17 protein-coding genes and 1 tRNA gene are annotated in these 20,971 nt (G+C 71.9%); 10 read left to right on the top strand and 8 right to left on the bottom strand.

Translation table 11 applies throughout. The features are described 5' to 3' along the window. Positions 1-34: 34 nt before the first annotated feature. The 3 genes from ACIBJB_RS22600 to ACIBJB_RS22590 form a co-directional block, all read right to left on the bottom strand. On the bottom strand, positions 35-1,405 hold the full coding sequence (locus ACIBJB_RS22600; RefSeq protein WP_398932884.1) for a M1 family metallopeptidase: 1,371 nt from the start codon (positions 1,403-1,405) through the stop codon (positions 35-37). A 77-nt stretch (positions 1,406-1,482) separates the two neighbouring features. Beyond that, positions 1,483-5,346 (bottom strand): Pls/PosA family non-ribosomal peptide synthetase, encoded by a 3,864-nt coding sequence (locus tag ACIBJB_RS22595; RefSeq protein WP_398932883.1) that lies wholly within the window; start codon positions 5,344-5,346, stop codon positions 1,483-1,485. A gap of 280 nt (positions 5,347-5,626) precedes the next feature. Then, positions 5,627-5,714: transfer RNA gene (locus tag ACIBJB_RS22590), tRNA-Leu, on the bottom strand. Positions 5,715-5,912: 198 nt separating this feature from the next. On the opposite strand from ACIBJB_RS22590, the gene ACIBJB_RS22585 reads away from it, so the two are divergent. The 3 genes from ACIBJB_RS22585 (at position 5,913) to ACIBJB_RS22575 (ending at position 8,631) form a co-directional block, all read left to right on the top strand. Beyond that, positions 5,913-7,238 (top strand): M20/M25/M40 family metallo-hydrolase, encoded by a 1,326-nt coding sequence (locus tag ACIBJB_RS22585; RefSeq protein ID WP_266526397.1) that lies wholly within the window; start codon positions 5,913-5,915, stop codon positions 7,236-7,238. A gap of 146 nt (positions 7,239-7,384) precedes the next feature. Beyond that, entirely contained in the window at positions 7,385-7,618 is a 234-nt protein-coding gene (gene chpH / locus ACIBJB_RS22580; RefSeq protein ID WP_007380902.1) for a chaplin ChpH, read from the top strand. Positions 7,619-7,767: 149 nt separating this feature from the next. Further along, positions 7,768-8,631 carry a chaplin family protein gene (locus ACIBJB_RS22575; RefSeq protein ID WP_398932882.1) on the top strand — a complete coding sequence of 288 codons (864 nt, stop codon included), beginning with the start codon at positions 7,768-7,770 and terminating at the stop codon, positions 8,629-8,631. A gap of 61 nt (positions 8,632-8,692) precedes the next feature. On the opposite strand, the gene ACIBJB_RS22570 is transcribed toward ACIBJB_RS22575, so the two are convergent. After that, positions 8,693-8,881, bottom strand: coding sequence for a DUF5703 family protein (locus ACIBJB_RS22570; protein ID WP_007380901.1), 189 nt, complete (start codon positions 8,879-8,881; stop codon positions 8,693-8,695). 47 nt (positions 8,882-8,928) lie between these two features. Between ACIBJB_RS22570 and ACIBJB_RS22565 the strand changes: the two genes are divergently transcribed. Then, positions 8,929-9,621 (top strand): hypothetical protein, encoded by a 693-nt coding sequence (locus ACIBJB_RS22565; RefSeq protein ID WP_398932881.1) that lies wholly within the window; start codon positions 8,929-8,931, stop codon positions 9,619-9,621. A 62-nt stretch (positions 9,622-9,683) separates the two neighbouring features. Here the strand turns inward: ACIBJB_RS22565 and ACIBJB_RS22560 are convergent, their stop codons facing one another. Beyond that, positions 9,684-12,350: a helix-hairpin-helix domain-containing protein gene (locus ACIBJB_RS22560; protein ID WP_398932880.1), complete on the bottom strand. Its 2,667-nt coding sequence runs from the start codon at positions 12,348-12,350 to the stop codon at positions 9,684-9,686. Beyond that, positions 12,347-13,330: an aldo/keto reductase gene (locus tag ACIBJB_RS22555; protein WP_398932879.1), complete on the bottom strand. Its 984-nt coding sequence runs from the start codon at positions 13,328-13,330 to the stop codon at positions 12,347-12,349. Before ACIBJB_RS22555 ends, ACIBJB_RS22560 begins: the two co-directional genes overlap by 4 nt. A gap of 175 nt (positions 13,331-13,505) precedes the next feature. On the opposite strand from ACIBJB_RS22555, the gene ACIBJB_RS22550 reads away from it, so the two are divergent. Both ACIBJB_RS22550 and ACIBJB_RS22545 read left to right on the top strand, forming a co-directional pair. Further along, positions 13,506-14,561: an LLM class F420-dependent oxidoreductase gene (locus tag ACIBJB_RS22550; RefSeq protein WP_398932878.1), complete on the top strand. Its 1,056-nt coding sequence runs from the start codon at positions 13,506-13,508 to the stop codon at positions 14,559-14,561. Between the two features lie 252 nt (positions 14,562-14,813). After that, on the top strand, positions 14,814-15,602 hold the full coding sequence (locus ACIBJB_RS22545; RefSeq protein ID WP_398932877.1) for a ferritin-like domain-containing protein: 789 nt from the start codon (positions 14,814-14,816) through the stop codon (positions 15,600-15,602). A gap of 171 nt (positions 15,603-15,773) precedes the next feature. On the opposite strand, the gene corA is transcribed toward ACIBJB_RS22545, so the two are convergent. Then, on the bottom strand, positions 15,774-16,769 hold the full coding sequence (gene corA, locus ACIBJB_RS22540; protein WP_398932876.1) for a magnesium/cobalt transporter CorA: 996 nt from the start codon (positions 16,767-16,769) through the stop codon (positions 15,774-15,776). Between the two features lie 61 nt (positions 16,770-16,830). On the opposite strand from corA, the gene ACIBJB_RS22535 reads away from it, so the two are divergent. The 4 genes from ACIBJB_RS22535 (at position 16,831) to mshC (ending at position 20,308) form a co-directional block, all read left to right on the top strand. Continuing rightward, positions 16,831-17,517 (top strand): histidine phosphatase family protein, encoded by a 687-nt coding sequence (locus ACIBJB_RS22535; protein ID WP_398932875.1) that lies wholly within the window; start codon positions 16,831-16,833, stop codon positions 17,515-17,517. An 87-nt stretch (positions 17,518-17,604) separates the two neighbouring features. After that, positions 17,605-18,195, top strand: a complete 591-nt coding sequence (locus tag ACIBJB_RS22530) for a DUF3090 domain-containing protein (protein ID WP_398932874.1) — start codon at positions 17,605-17,607, stop codon at positions 18,193-18,195. Beyond that, a complete protein-coding gene (locus ACIBJB_RS22525; protein ID WP_398932873.1) occupies positions 18,159-18,977 on the top strand; it encodes an SCO1664 family protein in 819 nt (272 codons plus the stop codon). The genes ACIBJB_RS22530 and ACIBJB_RS22525 overlap by 37 nt, the downstream gene beginning before the upstream one ends. A 101-nt stretch (positions 18,978-19,078) precedes the next feature. Continuing rightward, positions 19,079-20,308, top strand: coding sequence for a cysteine--1-D-myo-inosityl 2-amino-2-deoxy-alpha-D-glucopyranoside ligase (gene mshC, locus ACIBJB_RS22520; protein ID WP_398932872.1), 1,230 nt, complete (start codon positions 19,079-19,081; stop codon positions 20,306-20,308). Between the two features lie 76 nt (positions 20,309-20,384). Here the strand turns inward: mshC and ACIBJB_RS22515 are convergent, their stop codons facing one another. After that, positions 20,385-20,954, bottom strand: a complete 570-nt coding sequence (locus ACIBJB_RS22515; protein ID WP_398932871.1) for a hypothetical protein — start codon at positions 20,952-20,954, stop codon at positions 20,385-20,387. Between the last annotated feature and the right edge of the window lie 17 nt (positions 20,955-20,971).

Below are 20,971 nucleotides of genomic sequence, written 5' to 3'. Positions count from 1 at the left end.
CCGCCGGTCAGCTGCGACCGGAAGCCCCGCCCGCCTACGCCGGTCCGGCGTTGGTGGGCGGATGCGCCGGCCGCGCCGGAATCGCCGTCGGCAACGACGGCAGCGCCGTCCCGTACACCCACGCGTCGAACAGCCCGTTCAGCGGCTCGTCCGCGAACCGGTTGACATGGGCCGTGAACGTCGTCGTGGTCACGGCCCCGCCCCGGTGCAGCCCGGCCCAGCCGCGCAGCATCCGGAAGAACGCCTCGTCGCCCATCGCGCAGCGCACCGCGTGCACGGTGAGCCCGCCGCGTTCATAGAGCCGGTCGTCGAACATCGACTTGCGGCCCGGGTCGGCCAGCCGCAGGTCCTGCGGGAGCGAGGACAGCAACCGGTGTGCCGCACCGGCCAGTTGCTGGGCGGTACGGCCCCCCGAGCGCTCCGACCACAGCCACTCGGCGTACTTCGCGAACCCCTCGTTCAGCCAGATGTGCCGCCAGTCCGCGATGGACACACTGTTGCCGAACCACTGGTGCGCCAGCTCGTGCGCGACCAGCCGCTCCCAACCCCGGGCGCCGTCCACGTGGTTGGCGCCGAACAGCGACAGCCCCTGGGCCTCCACGGGCACATCGAGCTCCTCCTCCGTGACGACGACCGCGTACTCGTCGAACGGATACGGCCCGAACAGCTCCTGGAACAGCTCCATCATCTGCGGCTGCCGCGCGAAGTCCCGGGAGAACTCCGGCAGCAGATGCGCCGGGATGTGCCCGTGCTGCGGCACCCCGCCAGGACCCGGGTCACCGAGCAGCACCGTCTGGTACTTGCCGATCGACAGCCCGACGAGATAGCTGGACGTGGGCGCCGCCTGCTCGTACACCCAGGTCGTCGTGGACGCCTTGGTCGTCCGGGTCAGCAGCCTGCCGCCCGCCACCACCGCGTACGCCGACGGCGTGGTGATCGAGATCTGGTACGACGCCTTGTCCGCGGGCCGGTCGTTGCACGGGTACCAGGACGGCGCCCCGATCGGCTGGCTCGCGACCAGCGCCCCGTCCTCCAGCTCCTCCCAGCCGAGCCCGCCCCAGGGGCTGCCGACCGGCTTGGGATTGCCCGACCAGTGCACCTCGACCGTGAACGCGGCCCCCGGCCGCACCGGCTTCGCGGGCCGGACCCGCAGCTTCCCGCCCCGGTGCGTGTAGTGCGCCGGCCGGCCGTCCACCCGCACCCGGCCGATCTTGAAGGGGGACAGGTTGAGCATGAATTCGGCGAGCGGCGAGCGCCCCGCTATCGCGTTGATCCGGGCGCTCCCGGCCAGCCGGTTCGGGCCCGGGCGGTAGTCCAGGGCGAGCTCGTAGCGGTGCACCCGGTACCGGGCGTCACCGTGGTCCGGGAAGTACGGGTCCGAACCCGCCGCCTGCTGAACTGCCACTGCCGCTTCTGCTCCCTGCGCTGCGTTCCCACTCGGATCCACCGGTGCACCGCCCACCGACTCCGAGTGGCCCGCGTTCAGGGCCGCCATGCCTCGATCGGGTTGCCGAGCCAGCGGGTGTCGTCCGGGACGGACTCCGCGGCCATGACGAGCGACGCGGGGCCCAGCGTGGTGCGGGCCCCGATCGTGCTGCCGGGCAGCACGATCCCGCCAGGGCCCAGCGTGGCACCCTCACGGAGCACCACAGTATCCGTCCGCAAGATCCGGTCGTGGAAGAGGTGGGTCTGGAGCACACAGCCGCGGTTCACGGTCGCCGCGTCCTCCAGGGTCACCAGATCGGTCTCCGGCAGCCAGTAGCTCTCCACCCAGACGCCCTTGCCGATCCGCGCGCCGAGGCCCCTGAGCCACGCCGTCAGCACCGGCGTGCCGGGCACGGAACCCGCCAGCCACGGCACCGCGAGCACCTCGACGAAGGTGTCCGCGAGCTCGTTGCGCCACACGAAGCCGCTCCACAGCGGGTGCTCCCCACTGCGGTGCCGCCCCACGAGCAGCCACTTCGCGACGATCGACACCAGCCCCGCCGCCGCACCGGCCGCGAGCAGCACCACTCCCGCCAGCAGCCAGGCCCACGGCCCGAGCACACACAGCGCGGCCACCGTCAGCACGGCCAGCCAGGCCGAGCAGAACACGGGCACGATCCGGCACAGCTCCACCAGACCGCGCGCCCACAGCAGCCCCGCCGAGGGCTCGTACGTCCGGCTCTGGTCGCTGTCGGCCGCGCTGCGCGGCAGCTTCACCGGCGGCAGCCCCAGATACGACGTGCCCTTCTTCGCCTTCTTCGGCGTGGCCGACAGCACGCCCACCAGCCCGCCGTCCGGCACGCTCCGCCCCGGCGCGGTCATCCCGGAGTTCCCGAGGAACGCCCGCCGCCCGATCTCCGCGCGCCCGACCCTGATCCAGCCGCCACCCAGCTCGTACGGCGCGGTCAGCGTGTCGTCGGCCAGGAACGCGCCCTCGCCGACCGTCGTCAGGCTCGGCAGCGCGAGCACCGTCGACACCTCCGCACCGCGCCCGATCCGCATCCCGAGCAGCCGCAGCCACACCGGCGTGACCAGCCCGGCGTACAGCGGGAACAGCGTCTCGCGCGAGCGGTCCATCAGCTGGGTGACGGTCCACGCCTGCCACCCGACCCGGCTGTGCGTCGGATACGTCCCCTCGCGCAGCCCCAGGCTCAGCAGCCGTACGGCGACCAGGATCAGCAGCGCGTACGCCAGCCCGAAGGCGAGCGTGGCCGGGACGAGGGCCAGCGCGGCGCCCTTCAGCGGTGCGTAGGCGGCGAGGAACGGACGGGCGACCAGGAAGGCCGCACCACCCGCCAGGACCGGGAACATGCTCATCGAGAAGCCGGCCAGGCCGTACATCACCCGCCAGTACGTGCCCCGCGCCGGCCGCTCCTTCGGCCAGTTGCGCTTGGCCTTGCCCAGCTTGACCGCGGGCGCGCCCGCCCAGCGCTGACCGGTCGGGATCTGACCGGTGACCGCCGAACCCGGGGCCACCTCGGCCCGCTTGCCGACCCGGGCGCCGGGGAAGAGGATGCTGCGCGTGCCGACGACGGCGTGCGCGCCCACCTTGACCTGGCCGATCTCCAGCCGGTCGCCGTCCAGCCACCAGCCGGACAGGTCCACCTCGGACTCGACGGCCGCACCCCGGCCCAGCTTGAGCATGCCGGTGACCGGCGGCAGCGAGTGCAGGTCCACGTCCGGGCCGATCCTGGCGCCCAGCGCCCGCGCGTACCGCTCCAGCCAGGAGCCGGTCAGCGAGGTCGCCCCGGTGAATTCGGCGAGCCGCTCGGCCGTCCACAGCCGCAGGTGGACGCCGCCACCGCGCGGGTAGCGGCCTGGCTGCACCTTGCGCAGCAGCACACGCGCCCCGCCCGCCGCGATCGCCAGCCGTCCGGGCGGGCTGAACAGCAGCAGGGCACCCGCCCCGACCAGCCACCAGGAGGTGCTCGGCAGCCAGGAGTACGGCAGGACGTTCCCGAGCGCGGCGAGCGGCACCAGCCAGCGCAGCCCGAGCAGCGTGAACAGGGGGAGCAGGACGAGGAGTTGGATCACCTGAGCCTTGAGCGGCACCGGTGGGATCACCCGCGCGGCCCCGTCGTCCTGCGCGGACTTCTCGAGGTGCCGGGCCAGCTTCCGCAGGGTGGGCTGCTGGTAGATGTCGAGGACGGCCGCGCTCGGGTAGCGGGTGCGCAGCCGCGTGGTCAGCTGGGCGGCGGCCAGGCTGCTGCCGCCGATCGCGAAGAAGTCGTCACGGGCACGGGAGACCGGGATGCCGAGGACATCCGCCCACTGCTCCGCGAGCCAGGCCTCGGTGCCGTACAACTCCTCCGCGGGGCCGCCGGTCTCGAGCCCCTCGAGCGGCCAGGGCAGCGCGTTGCGGTCCACCTTGCCGGAGGTCCGCGTCGGCAGGTCGTCGACGGGAGCGAGCAACGGCACGAGCGCGGCGGGCAGTTCGGCCCGCAGCTTCTCCACGGCCGCGGCGTGGTCCCAGCCGTCCTGCGTGACGACGTACCCGACGAGGAGCTGGTTGCCGCTGCGGGCGGTGCGGACGGCGGCGGCCGCTCCCGCGACCCCCGGCAGGGCCTGGAGAGCCGCGTCGACCTCACCCAGCTCGATCCGCCGGCCCCCGAGCTTGATCTGCTCGTCGGCCCGGCCCAGGAAGACGAGGCCCTCGGGCTCCGCCTTCACGAGGTCACCGCTGCGGTACGCCCGCTCCCAGCCCAGCGACTTCAGCGGCGCGTACTTCTCCGCGTCCTTCTCGGCGTCCAAGTACCGGGCGAGACCGACCCCGCCGATCACCAGCTGCCCGCTCGCGCCCATCGGCACGGGTTCCCCGGCCTCGTCGACGACGGCCAGTTCCCAGCCGTCCAGCGGCAGCCCGATCCGGATCGGCTCCTCGCCGCTCATCAGCGAGGCACAGGCCACGACGGTCGCCTCGGTGGGCCCGTAGGTGTTCCACACCTCGCGCCCCTCCGTCACCAGCCGCTGCGTCAGCTCGGGCGGACAGGCCTCACCGCCGAAGATCAGCAGCCGTACGTCGCTCAGGGCCTCGGGCTCCCACAGCGCGGCGAGCGTCGGCACCGTGGAGACGACGGTGATCTCCTGCTCGACCAGCCAGGGCCCGAGATCGGCCCCGCTCCTGACCTGCGCACGTGGCACCGGCACCAGACACGCCCCGTACCGCCAGGCCAGCCACATCTCCTCGCAGGACGCGTCGAAGGCGACCGACAGCCCCGCCATGACCCTGTCAGCAGGACCGATGGGATCGTCGGTGAGGAACAGGGCGGCCTCGGCGTCGACGAAGGCGGCCGCGCTCCGGTGCGAGACGGCGACACCCTTGGGCTTGCCGGTGGAGCCCGAGGTGAAGATGATCCACGCGTCGTGCTCGGTGCCGGGCCGGGCGGCGGGGGAGTCGCAGCGCCCGTTGACGGTCAGCTCGTGCCCGGCGCCGACCACGGCCCGGACCTCCGCCTCCCCGAACACCAGCTCGGCCCGCTCGTCGGGGTCCTCGGCGTCGACGGGGACGTACGCGGCGCCCGCGGCCAGTACGGCGAGGATCGCGACGTACAGGTCATTGGTGCCGGACGGGACCCGGATGCCGACCCGGTCACCGAGTCCGACCCCGGCGTCGGCGAGCCGCCGCCGCAGCCGCTCCACCTCGACCGCCAGCGCACGGTAGGTGAGCCGGGTGGTCCCGTCGTCCAGGGCGAGCTCGTCGGGGTAGGACCGTACCGACGCGTCGAAGACGTCGACGAGCGTGCGCGGGGAGGCGGCCGGGCCCCCGGAAAAACGGGCGGTGTCGCCGAACTGTTCGCGGATCTCTGCGCTGAGCTCTTCGTTGAGCAGGCCGAGAGCGCTGCTCTCGTGTATCGCTGCCATCGGTCCTCGCGTCTCGATCCCGGAGCCCTCCGGGGCGCTGGTGGGCCGCAGGTCTGCCTGGGGTTGTCCGGCACCAGCACGTAACAAGCCGGAAATTTTAGTACGACGCTAGGTTCGAACCCCCGAAACGGCCACCGGGGAAGGCCGTTGGAGGAGTGCGGCAGCTCTGTCGCGCGCCTGTGACCTGGTGATCTTCACGCCGAGCGAGAGATGTCCCACATACGGCGAACAGGCTGTATACGACGAATCCCCCGGCCGCTGAGCGGCCGGGGGATTCGGCTGGTGTCCGAGGGGGGACTTGAACCCCCACGCCCGATAAAGGGCACTAGCACCTCAAGCTAGCGCGTCTGCCATTCCGCCACCCGGACAAGGTGTCTGTCGCGCGGGGTTCCCCTCGCGGCGACGAAGGAAACATTACCAGGCTTTCGAGGGGCCCCGATCACCCCCCGTCCCCCTCCCCGGCCCCGCGTGAACGGCATGTGACGGGCCGGGCCCGGTCTTGGGGAGGACCGGTCCGCGGGGGGAGGATGAGGGGAACCACCAGCAGTGACAGCGGGAGGAACAGCGTGAGCGACACGGACACGGCCAGGGGCGTCACCGGCGAGGACGAGGTCGTGGACCTCTGCCGCGAGCTGATCCGGATCGACACCAGCAACTACGGCGACCACTCGGGACCGGGTGAGCGCAAGGCGGCCGAGTACGTCGCGGAGAAGCTCGCCGAGGTGGGTCTCGAACCGCAGATCTTCGAGTCGCACCCCGGCCGCGCCTCCACGGTCGCCCGGATCGCGGGCGAGGACCCGTCCAGGCCCGCGCTGCTGATCCACGGACACACCGACGTGGTACCGGCCAACGCGCAGGACTGGACCCACCATCCCTTCTCCGGCGAGGTCGCCGACGGGTGCGTGTGGGGGCGGGGCGCCGTCGACATGAAGGACATGGACGCGATGACCCTGGCGGTCGTCCGTGACCGACTGCGCAGTGGGCGCAGGCCGCCCCGCGACATCGTCCTCGCGTTCCTCGCCGACGAGGAGGCGGGCGGCAAGTTCGGCGCCCGGTACCTCGTCGACCACCACCCGGAGCTCTTCGAGGGCGTGACCGAGGCGATCAGCGAGGTCGGCGGCTTCTCCTTCACGGTGAGCGAGCAGCGGCGGCTCTACCTGATCCAGACGGCCGAGAAGGGCATGCACTGGATGAAGCTGACGGTGGCCGGCACCGCAGGGCACGGCTCGATGATCCACCGGGACAACGCCATCACCGAACTCTCGGAGGCGGTCGCGCGGCTCGGACGGCACACGTTCCCGGTCCGGGTCACCAAGACCACCCGCGCCTTCCTCGACGAGCTCGGCGACGCGCTCGGCACCGAGCTGGACCCCGAGGACATGGAGGGCACGCTCGCCAGGCTCGGCGGCATCGCCAAGCTCATCGGCGCGACCCTCAGCAACACCGCCAACCCCACCCAGCTCGGCGCCGGCTACAAGGTCAACGTCATCCCGGGCGAGGCCACCGCACACGTCGACGGGCGCTTCCTGCCCGGCTTCGAGGAGGAGTTCCTCACCGACCTCGACAAGATCCTCGGGCCCAAGGTCAAGCGGGAGGACGTGCACTCCGACAAGGCCGTGGAGACCACCTTCGACGGGGCGCTGGTGGACGCCATGCAGTCCGCGCTGGTCGCCGAGGACCCCGCCGCCAAGGCGATCCCGTACATGCTCTCCGGCGGCACCGACGCCAAGTCCTTCGACGAGCTCGGCATCCGCGGGTTCGGCTTCGCGCCGCTGAAGCTGCCCCCGGAGCTGGACTTCGCCGGGATGTTCCACGGTGTCGACGAGCGGGTGCCCGTGGACGGGCTGAAGTTCGGCGTGCGGGTGCTCGACCGGTTCATCGACGCGAGCTGACGCGAGTTGACGCGGCAATTCGGCCGCCCGTGCGACATCGGTCGGGAAGAGTGAATGTGCTCATAAGCTCGTATCCCCATTACTCCCTCCTCGTTACAGGTGATGCGATCCGCTACTTGGGGTCGCTTTGCCAACAAGGAGGAATAATGATCAAGAAGGTCGTCGCCGCTGCGGCTGCCACTGGTGGCCTGGTTCTCGCGGGCGCGGGCCTTGCCGTCGCCGATGCGGGTGCTCAGGGTGCCGCTGTGGGCTCCCCGGGTGTTCTGTCCGGCAACGTCGTCCAGGTTCCCGTGCATGTCCCGGTGAACGTCTGCGGCAACACGGTCTCCGTGATCGGCCTGCTGAACCCCGCCTTCGGCAACACCTGCATCAACAAGTGACGTTGTGCCTCGCCCTCGGTAAAGAGGGTTGAGCCCGTCGGCCCCGGAGCGCACGCCATGCGTTCCGGGGCCGACCGGCCTTTTCGAAAAGAAACAGAACCGCGATGCGGCGGTATTTCGAGGCAAGGTCGAAAGCAGGGATTCAGGAAATGCGACAAGTCACCCGCAAGGGCCTGATGACAGTGGCGGCCGCGACCGGCGTGATCGCCGCGGCAGGAGGCGCCGCCCACGCCGACTCGGGCGCGAGCGGATCAAGCGCGAACTCCCCCGGCGTACTGTCGGGCAACACGGTGTCGGTGCCGGTGCACGTGCCGGTGAACGCGTGCGGCAACACCGTGGACGTCGTCGGGGTACTCAACCCCGCGATGGGCAACAGCTGCGCCAACAAGGGCGGCGGCTCCGGAGCACACAGCGGCGGTCACCGGGGTCACGGACACGGCGGACACAGCGGACACGGCGGCTCAGGCTCAGGCTCCAGCGGCTCCGGGGGTTCGCACGCCGGCGGACACACCGGTGGCTCACCCGGCGTGGGCTCGGGCAACCACGTGGAGGCGCCGATCGACGTTCCGGTGAACGTCTGCGGCAACAGCGTCGACCTCATCGGCATCGGCAACCCCGCCATGGACAACGACTGCGCAAACGGCTCCGGAAACGGCTCCGGCGGCGGGCGGCACACCCCGCCCGGTGGCGGCCACCAGACACCGCCCGGATCGCCGGAACAGCCAGGCAGCCCGGGAGCCCCGGGCAATCCCATGGAGCCCGGCCACCCCGGCCACCCCGGCAACCCGGTGGAGCCCGGCCACCCCGGCTCCCCGGCCACTCCGCCCGGCGCGGGCCACCAGACGCCGGTCGGCGGCAACCACCCCGGTACCCAGACGGTCACCCAGCCCCTGGGCAGCGCGCAGCTCGCCCGGACCGGCAGCGACCTGCCGATCGGCGTGGCCCTCCCGGTGGGCGCCGGGGCGCTCCTGGCGGGCACGGTGCTCTACCGCAGGGCACGGGCCTCGGCCTAGCGCACACCGCGTGAAACGGAGCGGGCCCCGCCGCGGCGGGGCCCGCTCCGTCCGGCCTGTCTCACCACGTGGCACGCACCTGGCGGATGATCCGCCGGCGCAACCGCACCCTGCGGCTGCCATCGCGCATCAGGCTCAGTCGGTCCAACTCCCAGTGTCCGTACTCGGCATGGTCCGTCAGCAGACGTGTGGCGTCCTTGCGGGAGACCCCCCGCGGTACGTACACGTCGACAAATTCGTATTCCGGCATCGCATCTATTGTGCGGGCCGGGGCCCGGTACGGATAGCGTCTGCACTATGTCTGATGCTGTGCAGCCCACCGCTGCCGAGGTACGTGCCGCCGCCGAGGCGGTCAAGACCGCGCTCGACCGCCACCTGGCCGCGGTCGAACGGAGGTCGGGGGAGGACGACCCCGGCGTCTACGAGGCCTTCAACGAGCTGGCCGCGGCCGCCGAGGTGTACGACGAGCTGCTCTACGACCGTTACGACGAGGTCACCCCCTTCGAGATCCCCGGCGCCGAGGACGCCGTGCCGTACACGGGCCCGGAGGAGCCGAACGCGCTGAGCGTGCTGATCCGCCGTGACTACGCCGTGGCGGAGCCGCAGCGGTTGCTGGCGCAGGCCCAGCGGGTCGAGGCGGCCGACGACGCGGTCGCAACGGAGGCCTCCGGCACGGTGCACGGCGCGCTGGGGGTGCTGTTCGGCGAGTTCGAGCCCGATGAGATCGCCTCCCGGCACAAGGAGTTCGGCCTCGAGGAGGGCGACTCCACGCTGTGGGTCACCGCGGCCGACGAACCGGCCGAGCCGGGGGAGTGGCTGGAGGCGCCGTTCGAGCAGGTCGACGTGGAACGGGTGGTGTGCCGGTTCGATGTCAGCGCGGTCTTCGACGAAGACCTGGACGACGACCTCGACGACGACGTCGATGACGAGGCCGACGGGGCCGACCTCGAGGACGAGGACCTGGAACCGCTGGACGTGGATCGTCGCTGAGACGCATGAGGCGCGGCCCCGGAGGAATGATCTCCGGGGCCGCGCCCCTTGTGCGGGCGGGGTCAGCCGGCCGTCGGTGTCTGGGTCCTGAGGAGGACGGGCAGCCGAGTCGTGCGCGGCTTCGCCGGAATCTCGGCCACCGCCCTCGGGAGGGCCTGTTCCGCGCCCTGGACCACGGACAGGTGGCGGTCCGCCCTGCCGAACGCCGTGTAGACCCAGGGGCGGGAAAGCGCCTGGGTGGCGTCACCCGGCAGTACCGCGACCACCGCGGGCCAGCGGCAACCCACCGCCTGGTGCGCGGTCAGGGCCCAGCCGTGACGCACGGACTGCTCCACACGCTCCTTCGGTACGACGACGGGCTCGCCGGCGCAGGTCAGGTGCAGGCCGTCCGCGTCGGCCCCGACCACGCGGCCCGGGAGAGTACGGCCCGGAGCGGGGGAGTAGGCGATGCGGTCACCGGCGTCGAATCCGCCGAAGCGGCCGGGGCCGGGGCTGAGGCGCTCCTTCAGGGCCGCGTTGAGGGCACGGGTGCCGACGGCGCCGCCGTGGCCCGGTGTGATCACCTGGGTCTCCTCGGGGGGCACCCCGAGCGCCCGTGGCACCGAGTCCGCGACCAGCTGCACGGTCCGGTGCACGGCCTCGCCCGCGTCCCGCACCGGCACGATCACGACCTCCTTGCCAGGGGCCTCGACCTGGTTCAGCTCCCCGATGCCGATACCGGAGACCAGCTCGCCCAGGGGGCCGGGGTCCGGCGTGCGCGAGGCGACCTGCGGACAGATCCGCGCGGCGAGCAGATCCGCGAACACCCGTCCCGGCCCCGCCGACCACAGCACGGCCGGATCTCCGCCCAGCACCAGCCGCGCCCCGTCCGGCAGCGACTCCACGAGCAGCGCGGCCGTCTCGACGTCCAGCTGAGGCGCGTCGAGCACCACGAGCAGGTCGAGGTCGAACGCCCCGTCTCCATCCCGACCGGGCCCTTCGGCACCGGAGAGGAGGCCGGCGACGGTCGCGACGGGCCGGATGCGGTGTGGTGCGTCGGGGGTGCCGGCCGAGGGCGCGGAGTCGGCCGGGATGCCGCCTGCCGGGCCTGCCACCGGGGCGAAGTCGTCCGGAGGGACTGAGGCATCGCGTGTACGGCCGCTCCGTCGGTCGGGGCCGCCGTCCGCGGGGTCGTCCTGCCGCGCGGCGACTTGGAGCAGGGCGCCGAAGCGGTCGCGGCCCAGTGGGCTGTGCGTGGCCGCCCATGCCCGCAGCCCCAGCCCCCGCGCCGCTGTCAGCAGCGCCGCGGGTTCCGTCAGGGACGCCTGGCCGCCGGTGTGCAGGACCAGACCGCCCGCCGCGACCGCGCGGATCAGCTCGGCGGCCGAACCCTCGGCCGACGCGGCGGCACGCTCCCAGTCCTCGGCCGAACCGTCCTCCTTGGGCACGGAGTTGATCAGCCGGGCCAGACCGTCGGCGAGGCTCTCCTCCGCGAGGGCGTAGCGCTCGAGCCCGACCAGGACCCGGACCGGCCGCTCCGCGCCCTCCTCGTCGTCCTCCGCGGGTTCCGGGGCCGCCGGGTCGAGGGCGTCCTGGAAGACCAGGGCCTCGGCCTCGGCGATCGTGCTCTGTACGGCCGCGTCGGCGTCCGGCACGCCCCGCTGGGCCAGCGCGGCGGTGAGTGCCGGCATCTCCAGCGCGGTGTGCCCGGCGAGCGCCGCCTGCTCCAGGAGCCAGACGGTGACCGCCCGCCCCCGCCGATCGTCGTCCGGCGCGCACTCCGCGCCGAGCAGCTCCCGCGCGAACCCGTCGGCCTGCTCGGGCCGTACGCCCGTGACCCGCAGCAACTGCCAGGGATCTGCCCGCAACTCCTCGTCGGCCCCTTCGCCGAGGACCGCGGCGACCTGTGACGCGAGGGCCTTGGGCGCCCCGCCCTCGGCCAGCACACGCTGTACGGCCTCCACGGTCTCCGGCGCGGGCCCGCCGAGGGAACCGGCGACACCGACCGCACCGCCGGCCCCGGGCGCCTGCGCCGACGCCGGCCGGGGCCGCACCGGCTCCTGGGCGGGCCGGCGCGGCGGCTCGGGCTCGCTGAAGACGGCGGCCACGGGCTTCGCCCCGCTCTCCACCGCCCGCACGGCCGCGAGGAGATCGGCCGCCTTCCCGCTGAGTTTGGCTCCGCTGTCGACGGGCCGCTCCTTCTCGGCCTTCCGCCGTGCGATCCGCTCCCGCTCGAGCCGCTGGGCCGCCAACTCGGCCTCGGCCTCGGACAGCTGGGCCTTCGCAGCGCCCTCTGCGTCACCGCCGGCGGAGTCACCACTCCCACCTTCGGCCGCCCCGGGGTCGCCGCTGCCGGCATCATCCCCGCTCGGTCCTGTCCCACCGGCGCCGGCCCGCCCAGGAGCCGGCCCTGTCCCACCGCCGTCGGCAGAAGCCCTCTCGAGGCCCTGGTCGCCCCCGCCCGCATCGCCTCCGCCCGGCCCCGTCTCACGGCCGCCCGCAGAAGCCCTCTCGACGGCCTCGTCGCCCCCGCCGCTTCGGCCTGCCCCCGCAGCCCCCCGACCCGTCGATTCGTCACTGCCGGCGTCCGACTCCCCGGCCGACCCCGCCGACCCCACTTCGCCGCCCCCGGCGCTCGCCCCGGCGCCGTCGGCCTCCGAGCCCGGCGCTTCCCCCGTGCCCTCCGGCTCCGGCGCGGCGCCCCGCGGGCCCGGCTCGGTCTTCTCCGTGGGCTCCGGCTCCGTGCTCACAGCGTGCTCCAGTCGTGATCGGGATAGCGGTGCACGGGCACCGACACATCGTCGAGCGCCCGGCAGATCTCGTCAGGAAGACTAAGGGCCTCCACTGACAATGCCGCCGTGAGCTGCTGCGAGTTGCGCGCGCCGACGACCGGCGCGGCCACTCCCGGCCGGTCCCGGACCCACGCGAGGGCCACCTGGAGCGGCGTCACCGCGAGCCCGTCGGCCGCCGTGGTCACCGCGTCCACGATGCGGCTCGCGGTGTCGTCGAGGTACGGCGCGACGAACGGCGCGAGATGCTCCGAGGCACCCCGCGAGTCGGCCGGAGTGGAGTTGCGGTACTTGCCCGTCAGGACCCCACGGCCCAGCGGCGAGGAGGGCAGCAGCCCGATGCCCAGATCGAGCGCGGCCGGCAGTACCTCCCGCTCGATCCCGCGCTGCAGCAGCGAGTACTCCAGCTGCGTGGCGGCCAGCCGGGTGCGCGTCCCGGGCGCCGCCAGCTGCCAGGTGCCCGCCTTGGCGAGCTGCCAGCCGCAGAAGTTGGAAACTCCGGCATAGCGGGCGCGGCCGCTGCTGACGGCCAGGTCGAGGGCCTGAAGCGTCTCCTCCAGCGGGGTGCAGGGGTCGTAGGAATGGATCTGCCAGATGTCGACGTAGTCCGTGCCGAGCCGGGCCAGCGAGTCGTCCAGCGCGGAGAGCAGGTGCCCGCGCGAGCAGTCGACGCGGATGTCCGGGTCGGGCACGCTGCCCGCCTTGGTGGAGATGACCAGGTCCCGGCGGGGGACCAGGCCTTCTATGAGACGTCCGAGCAGATACTCGGCCTCCCCGTCGCCGTACACGTCCGCCGTGTCGACCAGCGTCCCGCCCGCCTCCCAGAAGGTTTTCAGGAGGTCCGCCGCGTCGTGTTCGTCGGTGTCCCTGCCCCAGGTGAGGGTGCCGAGTCCGATGCGGGACACGCGCAGGCCGGTACGGCCGAGATGCCTCTGCTCCATGAACGCCGAGATTACTGGCCAGAACCTGTCGCGTGGGGGCCTGTGGACAACGGATTCCGACAGGTGCGCGAGATCGCCGCCCGCTCATCGGCAGGGGCCGCGACCTGCCCCGGCACGCCCTGCCGCGCTAAGGTCTGCCGACAAGGACGTTACTGATCGGTAAGGGGAATCGGCCATGCAGCTCGGGATCAACCTCGGCTACTGGGGCGCCGGAATGGACGCGGACAATCTCGCCGTCGCCCAGGAGGCCGACCGGCTCGGATACGCCGTCTGCTGGGCCGCCGAGGCCTACGGCTCGGACGCGGCCACCGTGCTCACCTGGGTCGCCGCCCAGACCGAGCGCATCGACGTCGGCTCGGCCATCTTCCAGATCCCGGCCCGCCAGCCGGCGATGACCGCGATGACCGCCGCCACCCTCGACTCCCTCTCCGGCGGCCGCTTCCGGCTCGGCCTCGGCGTCTCGGGACCGCAGGTCTCCGAGGGCTGGTACGGCGTCAAGTTCGACAAGCCGCTGGCACGCACGCGTGAGTACGTCGAGATCGTACGCAAGGCCATGTCGCGCGAACGCCTCTCCTACGAGGGACAGCACTGGACGCTGCCCCTGCCCGGCGGCCCCGGCAAGCCGATCAAGCTGACCGTGCACCCCGAGCGCGAGCACATCCCGCTGTACATCGCCGCGATCGGGCCGAAGAACCTGGAGCAGACCGGCGAGATCGCCGACGGCGCCCTGCTGATCTTCCCCTCCGCCGAGCACCTGGAGGACACCGCGATCCGGTATCTGCGCGCCGGGCGGGAGAAGGCGGGCAAGACCCTCGACGGGTTCGACATCGCCCCGACCCTCCCGCTCGCCCTCGGCGAGGACAAGGACGTGACCACGCTCGCCGACACCTTCCGCCCCTACACCGCGCTGTACGTGGGCGGCATGGGCAGCCGCAAGCAGAACTTCTACAACCAGCTCGCCCAGCGCATGGGCTTCGAGGCGGCGGCCGCCGAGATCCAGGACAAGTACCTGGGCGGCGACAAGGACGGCGCCGCGGCCGCCATCCCGCACGACCTGATCGACAAGACGACGCTGCTCGGCTCCGTGGACCGCATCGCGGACCGGATGACGCAGTACGCGGCGGCCGGCGTCACCACTCTCACCCTGGCCCCCGCCGGCTTCACCCTCGACGAGCGGCTCGCCTCGCTCAGGGCCGGCACCGAGGCCCTGGAGCGGGCCGGGCTCGCATAACGGCGCCTGCGCACGGACACAAGGCTCGGCCACCGGAGGTTTCCGCGGCCGTGGTGGGGGCTCGGGGGTCTTCCCCGCCACGGCCGTCATGAAGTTCAACGCGCGCGTGCCCTGTGCGGTTACGCCCCTCTCGTGACCCCGGAGGTCATCCTTTCGGCGGAGTTGTCCGCCGCAGCTGTTGCCGCACCCCTCGCGCCGCATTTGACTCTTTCTTTGCGGATTGCCGCGAGTCCGGCAGAGAGGTGCCCCACGATGCTTTCGGCCAAGAGTCTGTTCCAGGAGATCCTCGACAACGACGAGTCCTTCCGGCTGTTCTGCTCCATCGCGGCCAGCGGGGAGTCGCAGGGCGGCTGGGAGAACGCCCGCATCGCGGCGCTGGTACCGCCGGCCGAGCGTGAACTCGCCCCCAAGATCACCCGGCACGGCGCCGACGAGGACAAGCACGGGCGGATCTTCAACGCCCTGATGAGGAAACGCGGCCTCGAACCCGTGCCCGTCCCGCCCGAGACGGACTACACGATGCTCCTGGAGAAGCACGGCATCGGCCTCGCCCACGAGAAGCTCAGGAGCGACGAGCCGCTCACAGTGGAGGACATCGTCACGTACCTCGCCCACAGCCGGGTGACCGAACAGCGTGCCGCGGACCAGATGGTGATGCTGCGGAAGTTCTTCGCGGACCACCCTCAGGTCGGCAACGCCGTCAAGATGATCTCCAACGACGAGGACAACCACCTCGCGTACACCCACGAGGAGCTCCTGCGTTTCGCGGCCGCCGGGCACGGCCGGTACATCCGGAGCACCTTGCGGAAGTGCGCGCTCGCCGAGATCCGCGTCTACCGGGACGTCAGCCTCGCGGTCATGGCCCACATGGGCAGCATCCTCGGCTGGCCGAAGGCCAAGTCCGCGGTGCTCGCGGCCGGCATCCACGCGATGTACGCCTACGAGCGGCTCGGCGGCTGGCACCGCATGGTCTCCCTGAAGGCGCCCGACCGCCGCAACGCCCTCGGCGGCCCCGCCACGGCGGCCCCGGAGCTCGCCTAGGGCCTGTTGCGAAAGTGGCCTCGTCGCCCGGAGGGCGGCCGCGCGGCGTCCGGTGCGTGCTCTCGGTGCGCCGCTCGGAAGCCCTCGTACTGGGCGTACTTGGGCTTTCGGGCGGTGCGGCGAGAGTGCGTGCCGGGCGTCGCGCGGCAGAGGCCACTTTCGCAACAGGCCCTAGAGCCAGCCCCGGCGTTTGAAGGTCCGGTACAGCAGCACCTCCAGGACACCCATCAGCGCGATCACCGCCGGATACGCCCACAGCCAGTGCAGCTCCGGCATGTGGTCGAAGTTCATGCCGTAGATCCCCGCGATCATCGTGGGGACCGCCGCCATGGCCGCCCACGCGGAGATCTTCCGCATGTCGTCGTTCTGCCGGACGCTCATCTGCGCGAGATGCGCCGACAGGACGTCCGACACCAGCCGGTCCAGGCCCTCCACCGACTCGTTCACGCGCGCGAGATGGTCGTTGACGTCCCGGAAGAAGGGCCGCGCCCTGTCGTTCACGAACGGCACCGTCCCGCCGTACGCCCCCACGCCCGCGAGCCGGGTCAACGGCACCGAGAGCGGGACGGTGGCGCGCCGGAACTCCAGGATCTGCCGCTTGAAGGTGTAGATCCGGGACGCGGTGTGCCGCGAGCCGCCGTCGTCCGGCGAGAACACCTCCGCCTCCAGTTCCTCCAGGTCGGTCGCCAGCTCCGTCGCCACGTCCAGGTAGTGGTCCACGACGGCGTCGGCGACCGCGTACAACACCGAGGTGGGCCCCTTGCCGAGCAACTGCGGCTCCTGCTCGAGGCGCTCCCGTACGGCCTTGAGCGGTGAGCCCACGCCATGACGGACCGTCACCACGAAGGCGTCGCCGAGGAAGAGCATGACCTCGCCGGCGGAGACGGTGTCGCTCTCCGGCTCGTACACCACCGGCTTGAGGACCACGAACAGCGAGTCGTCGTACACCTCCAGCTTGGGCCGCTGATGTGCCTTGAGGGCGTCCTCCACCGCCAGCGGGTGGAGTCCGAACTCCCGGGTGACCAGGTCGAACTCCTTCTCCGTCGGCTCGTGCAGCCCGATCCAGACGAACCCGCCCGCCGATCGCGCCTCGTCCAGCGCGTCGGACAGGTCCTCGGGCCCCTCCGAACGGTGCCCCTCCCGATAGATGGCACAGTCAACGATCACGGAGTGTGACTCCCGTCGCTCGAAGGACGCCGTGGTCCGGCGTACGCCTACCCTGGGCCGCATGCCCACGTTGATCCTTGTCAGGCACGGACGATCCACCGCGAACACCGAGGGACTGCTCGCCGGGTGGACGCCCGGGGTGGCCCTCGACGAGCGCGGCACCGCACAGGCCGCCTCGCTGCCCGGACGGCTCGAGGGAGTGCCGATCTCCGAAGTCGTCGCCAGCCCCCTGCAGCGCTGTCAGGAAACGATTCAGCCGCTGCTCGACGCCCGGCCCGGCCTCCCGGCGCACAGCGAGGAACGCATCGGGGAGTGCCATTACGGCGACTGGTCCGGCCGCAAGCTCGCCGAGCTCATGGACGAGCCGCTCATGGAGGTCGTCCAGGCGCATCCGTCGGCAGCCGCGTTTCCCGGCGGCGAGTCCATGCGAGCGATGCAGACGCGCGCGGCGGAGGCCGTACGCGAGTGGAACGCGCGCGTGGAGCGCGATCACGGAGCCGACGCCGTCTATCTGATGTGCTCGCACGGCGACATCATCAAGTCGCTCGTCGCGGACGCACTGGGACTTCATCTCGACCTCTTCCAGAGGATCTCTGTCGAACCGTGTTCCATCACTGTCATCCGGTACACACGGCTGAGGCCGTTTCTCCTCCGCCTCGGCGACACCGGTGACTTCGCGTCCCTGGTGCCGCGCGAGGAGGCCGCGGGCGGTGACGCCCCCGTCGGTGGTGGTGCGGGCGCACCGTGATCGTCGGGCGCAGTAGGGTGAAGCGGTTCACACAAGCGCGTTCACGCATGGACGTTCCCGTACTCACGAATCCAATGGAGACAGGACGTGTCCCGTCAGGTGTTCCTCTATGACCCGCCGGACCGCTTCGTGGCCGGCACGGTCGGACTGCCCGGGCGCCGTACGTTCTTCCTCCAGGCCACGGCCGGCCCCCGAGTGACCAGCGTGGCCCTGGAGAAGACGCAGGTGGCCGCTCTCGCCGAGCGGATGGAAGAACTCCTCGACGAGGTCGTGCGCCGCAGCGGCGGCAGCGCCCCGGTACCGGCGGTGTTGCCCACCGAGGTCGCCGACACCGCCCCCCTCGACACCCCCATCGAGGAGGAGTTCCGGGTCGGCACCATGGCCCTCGCCTGGGACGGCGAGGAGCAGCGCATGATCGTCGAGGCGCAGGCCCTCGTGGAGCTCGAGGCCGAGTCCGAGGAGGACCTCGCCGAGGCCGAGGAGAAACTCCTCCAGGACGAGGAGAACGGACCCCCGATGCTGCGGGTCCGGCTCACCGGCGCGCAGGCCAGAGCCTTCGCCAAGCGTGCCCTGGACGTCGTCAACGCCGGGCGGCCGCCGTGCCCGCTGTGCAGCCTCCCGCTCGACCCGGAAGGACACGTATGTCCGCGCCAGAACGGATACCGCCGCGGAGCGTGACCACGGCAGAGCTGCTCGCCAGGGGTGAGCTGACGGTTCGCGGACAGATCCGGGACGCGTCCAACGCGGTGCTGCACTGCTCCGTCTCCCACGACGGCCAGGAGGTTCTCTGCGTCTACAAGCCGGTCCGCGGCGAGAGGCCCCTCTGGGACTTCCCGGACGGCACCCTCGCCCAGCGCGAGGTCGCCGCGTACGAGGTGTCCGAGGCGACCGGCTGGGGCCTGGTGCCGCCCACCGTCCTGCGGGACGGACCCTACGGCGAGGGCATGTGCCAGTTGTGGATCGAGGGCGTCCCGGGCAGCGAGCTGCTCGCCCTGGTCGACGCCGAGGAACCCGAGCCCGGCTGGAAGGCCATCGGCCTCGCCGAGGTCGGCGAAGGCAGGACCGCCCTCCTGGTGCACGCGGACGACGAGCGGCTGCGCCGGCTCGCGGTCCTCGACGCGGTGATCAACAACGCGGACCGCAAGGGCGGCCATCTGCTGCCCGCCGAGGACGGCCGTCTCTACGGCATCGACCACGGAGTGACCTTCAACACCGAGAACAAGCTCCGCACGCTCCTGTGGGGCTGGGCCGGGGAACCCCTGACGGGAGAGGCGGTCGACGTCCTCAAGGGCCTCAAGGAGACGCTCGGCCCCTCGGGAGCGCTCGCCCGGCGTCTCGCCGTACTGATCACCGCCGCCGAACTCGACGCCACACGCGCGCGTGTCGACGCGCTGCTGGACTCCGGGAAGCACCCGGAACCGAGCGGTGAGTGGCCGGCCATTCCCTGGCCGCCCGTTTAGCAGCACACTGCACACAGGCCCGTACCGCGCAAGAAGGCCTTACCGGCCATCCGGCCCGGTCCGGTTCGTATACGGAACATCCGTCCGGTTAGGCTCATGACATGCATGCCTGGCCCGCTTCCGAGGTCCCCGCCCTGCCTGGTCAGGGCCGCGACCTGAGGATCCACGACACCGCGACCGGTGGCTTGGTCTCCCTCGACCCTGGTCCCGTCGCCCGTCTCTACGTCTGCGGCATCACGCCGTACGACGCGACCCACATCGGTCACGCGGCGACCTACAACGCGTTCGACCTCGTACAGCGCGTGTGGCTCGACACCAAGCGGCAGGTTCACTACGTCCAGAACGTCACCGACGTCGACGATCCGCTCCTGGAGCGGGCCCAGCGCGACGACATCGACTGGGCCGCCCTCGCCGAGAAGGAGACGGCCCTCTTCCGCGAGGACATGACCGCCCTGCGGATGCTGCCCCCGCGGCACTACATCGGCGCGGTCGAGGCGATACCCGGGATCGTGCCGCTCGTCGAGCGGCTGCGGGACGCCGGTGCCGCCTACGAGCTCGAGGGGGACGTCTACTTCTCCGTCGAGTCCGACCCGAACTTCGGCAAGGTCTCGAACCTCGACGCGGCCGCCATGCGGCTGCTGTCCGCCGAGCGCGGCGGCGACCCGGACCGTCCGGGCAAGAAGAACCCGCTGGACCCGATGCTCTGGATGGCCGCCCGCGAGGGCGAGCCGAGCTGGGACGGCGCCTCGCTCGGCCGGGGGCGCCCCGGCTGGCACATCGAGTGCGTCGCGATCGCCCTCGACCACCTCGGCATGACCTTCGACGTCCAGGGCGGTGGCTCCGACCTCGCCTTCCCGCACCACGAGATGGGCGCCTCCCACGCCCAGGTGCTGACCGGCGAGTTCCCCATGGCCAAGGCGTACGTCCACGCCGGCATGGTCGCCCTCGACGGCGAGAAGATGTCCAAGTCCAAGGGCAACCTGGTCTTCGTGTCGCAGCTGCGGCGCGAGGGTGTCGACCCCGCCGCCATCCGGCTGGCGCTGCTCGCCCACCACTACCGGGCCGACTGGGAGTGGACCGACCAGGTCCTCCAGGACGCCGTGGACCGGCTGGGCCGCTGGCGTGCCGCCGTCTCCCGGCCCGACGGGCCGTCCGCCGAGACGCTCGTCGAGGAGATCCGCGAGGCCCTCGCGAACGACCTGGACGCCCCCACCGCGCTGCTCGCCGTCGACCGTTGGGCCGCCGCGCAGGAGGAGCGGGGAGGAGCCGACATGGGCGCGCCCGGCGTGGTGACACGTGCGGTGGACGCGCTGCTCGGCGTGGCGCTGTAAGGCCGTACGGCTGTACGAAGGGGCGCTCCCCGCGCGGGGAAGCGCCCCTTCGTCTGTCACGTGCCGGTCGTGCCGGTCAGATCCGCTGGATCCGCACGCTGCGCAGGACGTTCGGGGACTGGGTGTCCCAGACGCCGATCACCTGGTGACCGAACGCGAAGGCCTCCTGGATCTGCTGGTGGATCTGCGGGCCCGGGTTGTTCAGGACCCGGAACTGGCCGTTGATCCGCAGGAAGATCTGCTGCGGCTGCCCCTGGAGCGGGTGCACGATGTCGATGAAGCCGTTCGCCACGCCGGAGGCGAGCGCCTGCGCCTGCACCTGCTGGACGATCTGCTGGACCACCTGCTGCGCGAGCTGCGTCAGCTCCTGCTGGACTTGACGCTCCATCTGCTGGGCCTGCTGGGCCTGCTGCTGTGCCTGACCGAAGGGCTGCTGCTGTTGCTGCTGGCCGCCCAGCTGCTGCAACAGCTGCTGGAACGGCTGCTGCTGACCGAGCTGCTGGAGCTGCTCCATGGAGCCGGCACCCATGCCGAAGCCCTGCTGGCCGCCCTGCGGTCCGAAGCCCTGCTGCTGGTAGGGCGAGGTCGTCGGGAACTGCTGACCCTGTTGCTGTCCCTGCTGGCCCATCTGCGGGGTGATGCTCATGCGGATGTCACCTTCCG

This window comes from Streptomyces sp. NPDC050759 (genome assembly GCF_044456945.1).
Lineage (GTDB): Bacteria > Actinomycetota > Actinomycetes > Streptomycetales > Streptomycetaceae > Streptomyces.
This window is presented reverse-complemented; position numbering and strand designations above follow the sequence as displayed.

Coding starts and splice junctions, on each gene's coding strand:
- ACIBJB_RS22550 (WP_398932878.1), top strand. CDS start 13,506: ATGCAGCTCGGGATCAACCTCGGCTACTGGGGCGCCGGAATGGACGCG.
- chpH (WP_007380902.1), top strand. CDS start 7,385: ATGATCAAGAAGGTCGTCGCCGCTGCGGCTGCCACTGGTGGCCTGGTT.
- ACIBJB_RS22565 (WP_398932881.1), top strand. CDS start 8,929: ATGTCTGATGCTGTGCAGCCCACCGCTGCCGAGGTACGTGCCGCCGCC.
- ACIBJB_RS22595 (WP_398932883.1), bottom strand. CDS start 5,346: ATGGCAGCGATACACGAGAGCAGCGCTCTCGGCCTGCTCAACGAAGAG.
- ACIBJB_RS22525 (WP_398932873.1), top strand. CDS start 18,159: ATGTCCGCGCCAGAACGGATACCGCCGCGGAGCGTGACCACGGCAGAG.
- ACIBJB_RS22575 (WP_398932882.1), top strand. CDS start 7,768: ATGCGACAAGTCACCCGCAAGGGCCTGATGACAGTGGCGGCCGCGACC.
- ACIBJB_RS22515 (WP_398932871.1), bottom strand. CDS start 20,954: ATGAGCATCACCCCGCAGATGGGCCAGCAGGGACAGCAACAGGGTCAG.
- mshC (WP_398932872.1), top strand. CDS start 19,079: ATGCATGCCTGGCCCGCTTCCGAGGTCCCCGCCCTGCCTGGTCAGGGC.
- ACIBJB_RS22535 (WP_398932875.1), top strand. CDS start 16,831: ATGCCCACGTTGATCCTTGTCAGGCACGGACGATCCACCGCGAACACC.
- ACIBJB_RS22555 (WP_398932879.1), bottom strand. CDS start 13,330: ATGGAGCAGAGGCATCTCGGCCGTACCGGCCTGCGCGTGTCCCGCATC.
- ACIBJB_RS22570 (WP_007380901.1), bottom strand. CDS start 8,881: ATGCCGGAATACGAATTTGTCGACGTGTACGTACCGCGGGGGGTCTCC.
- ACIBJB_RS22545 (WP_398932877.1), top strand. CDS start 14,814: ATGCTTTCGGCCAAGAGTCTGTTCCAGGAGATCCTCGACAACGACGAG.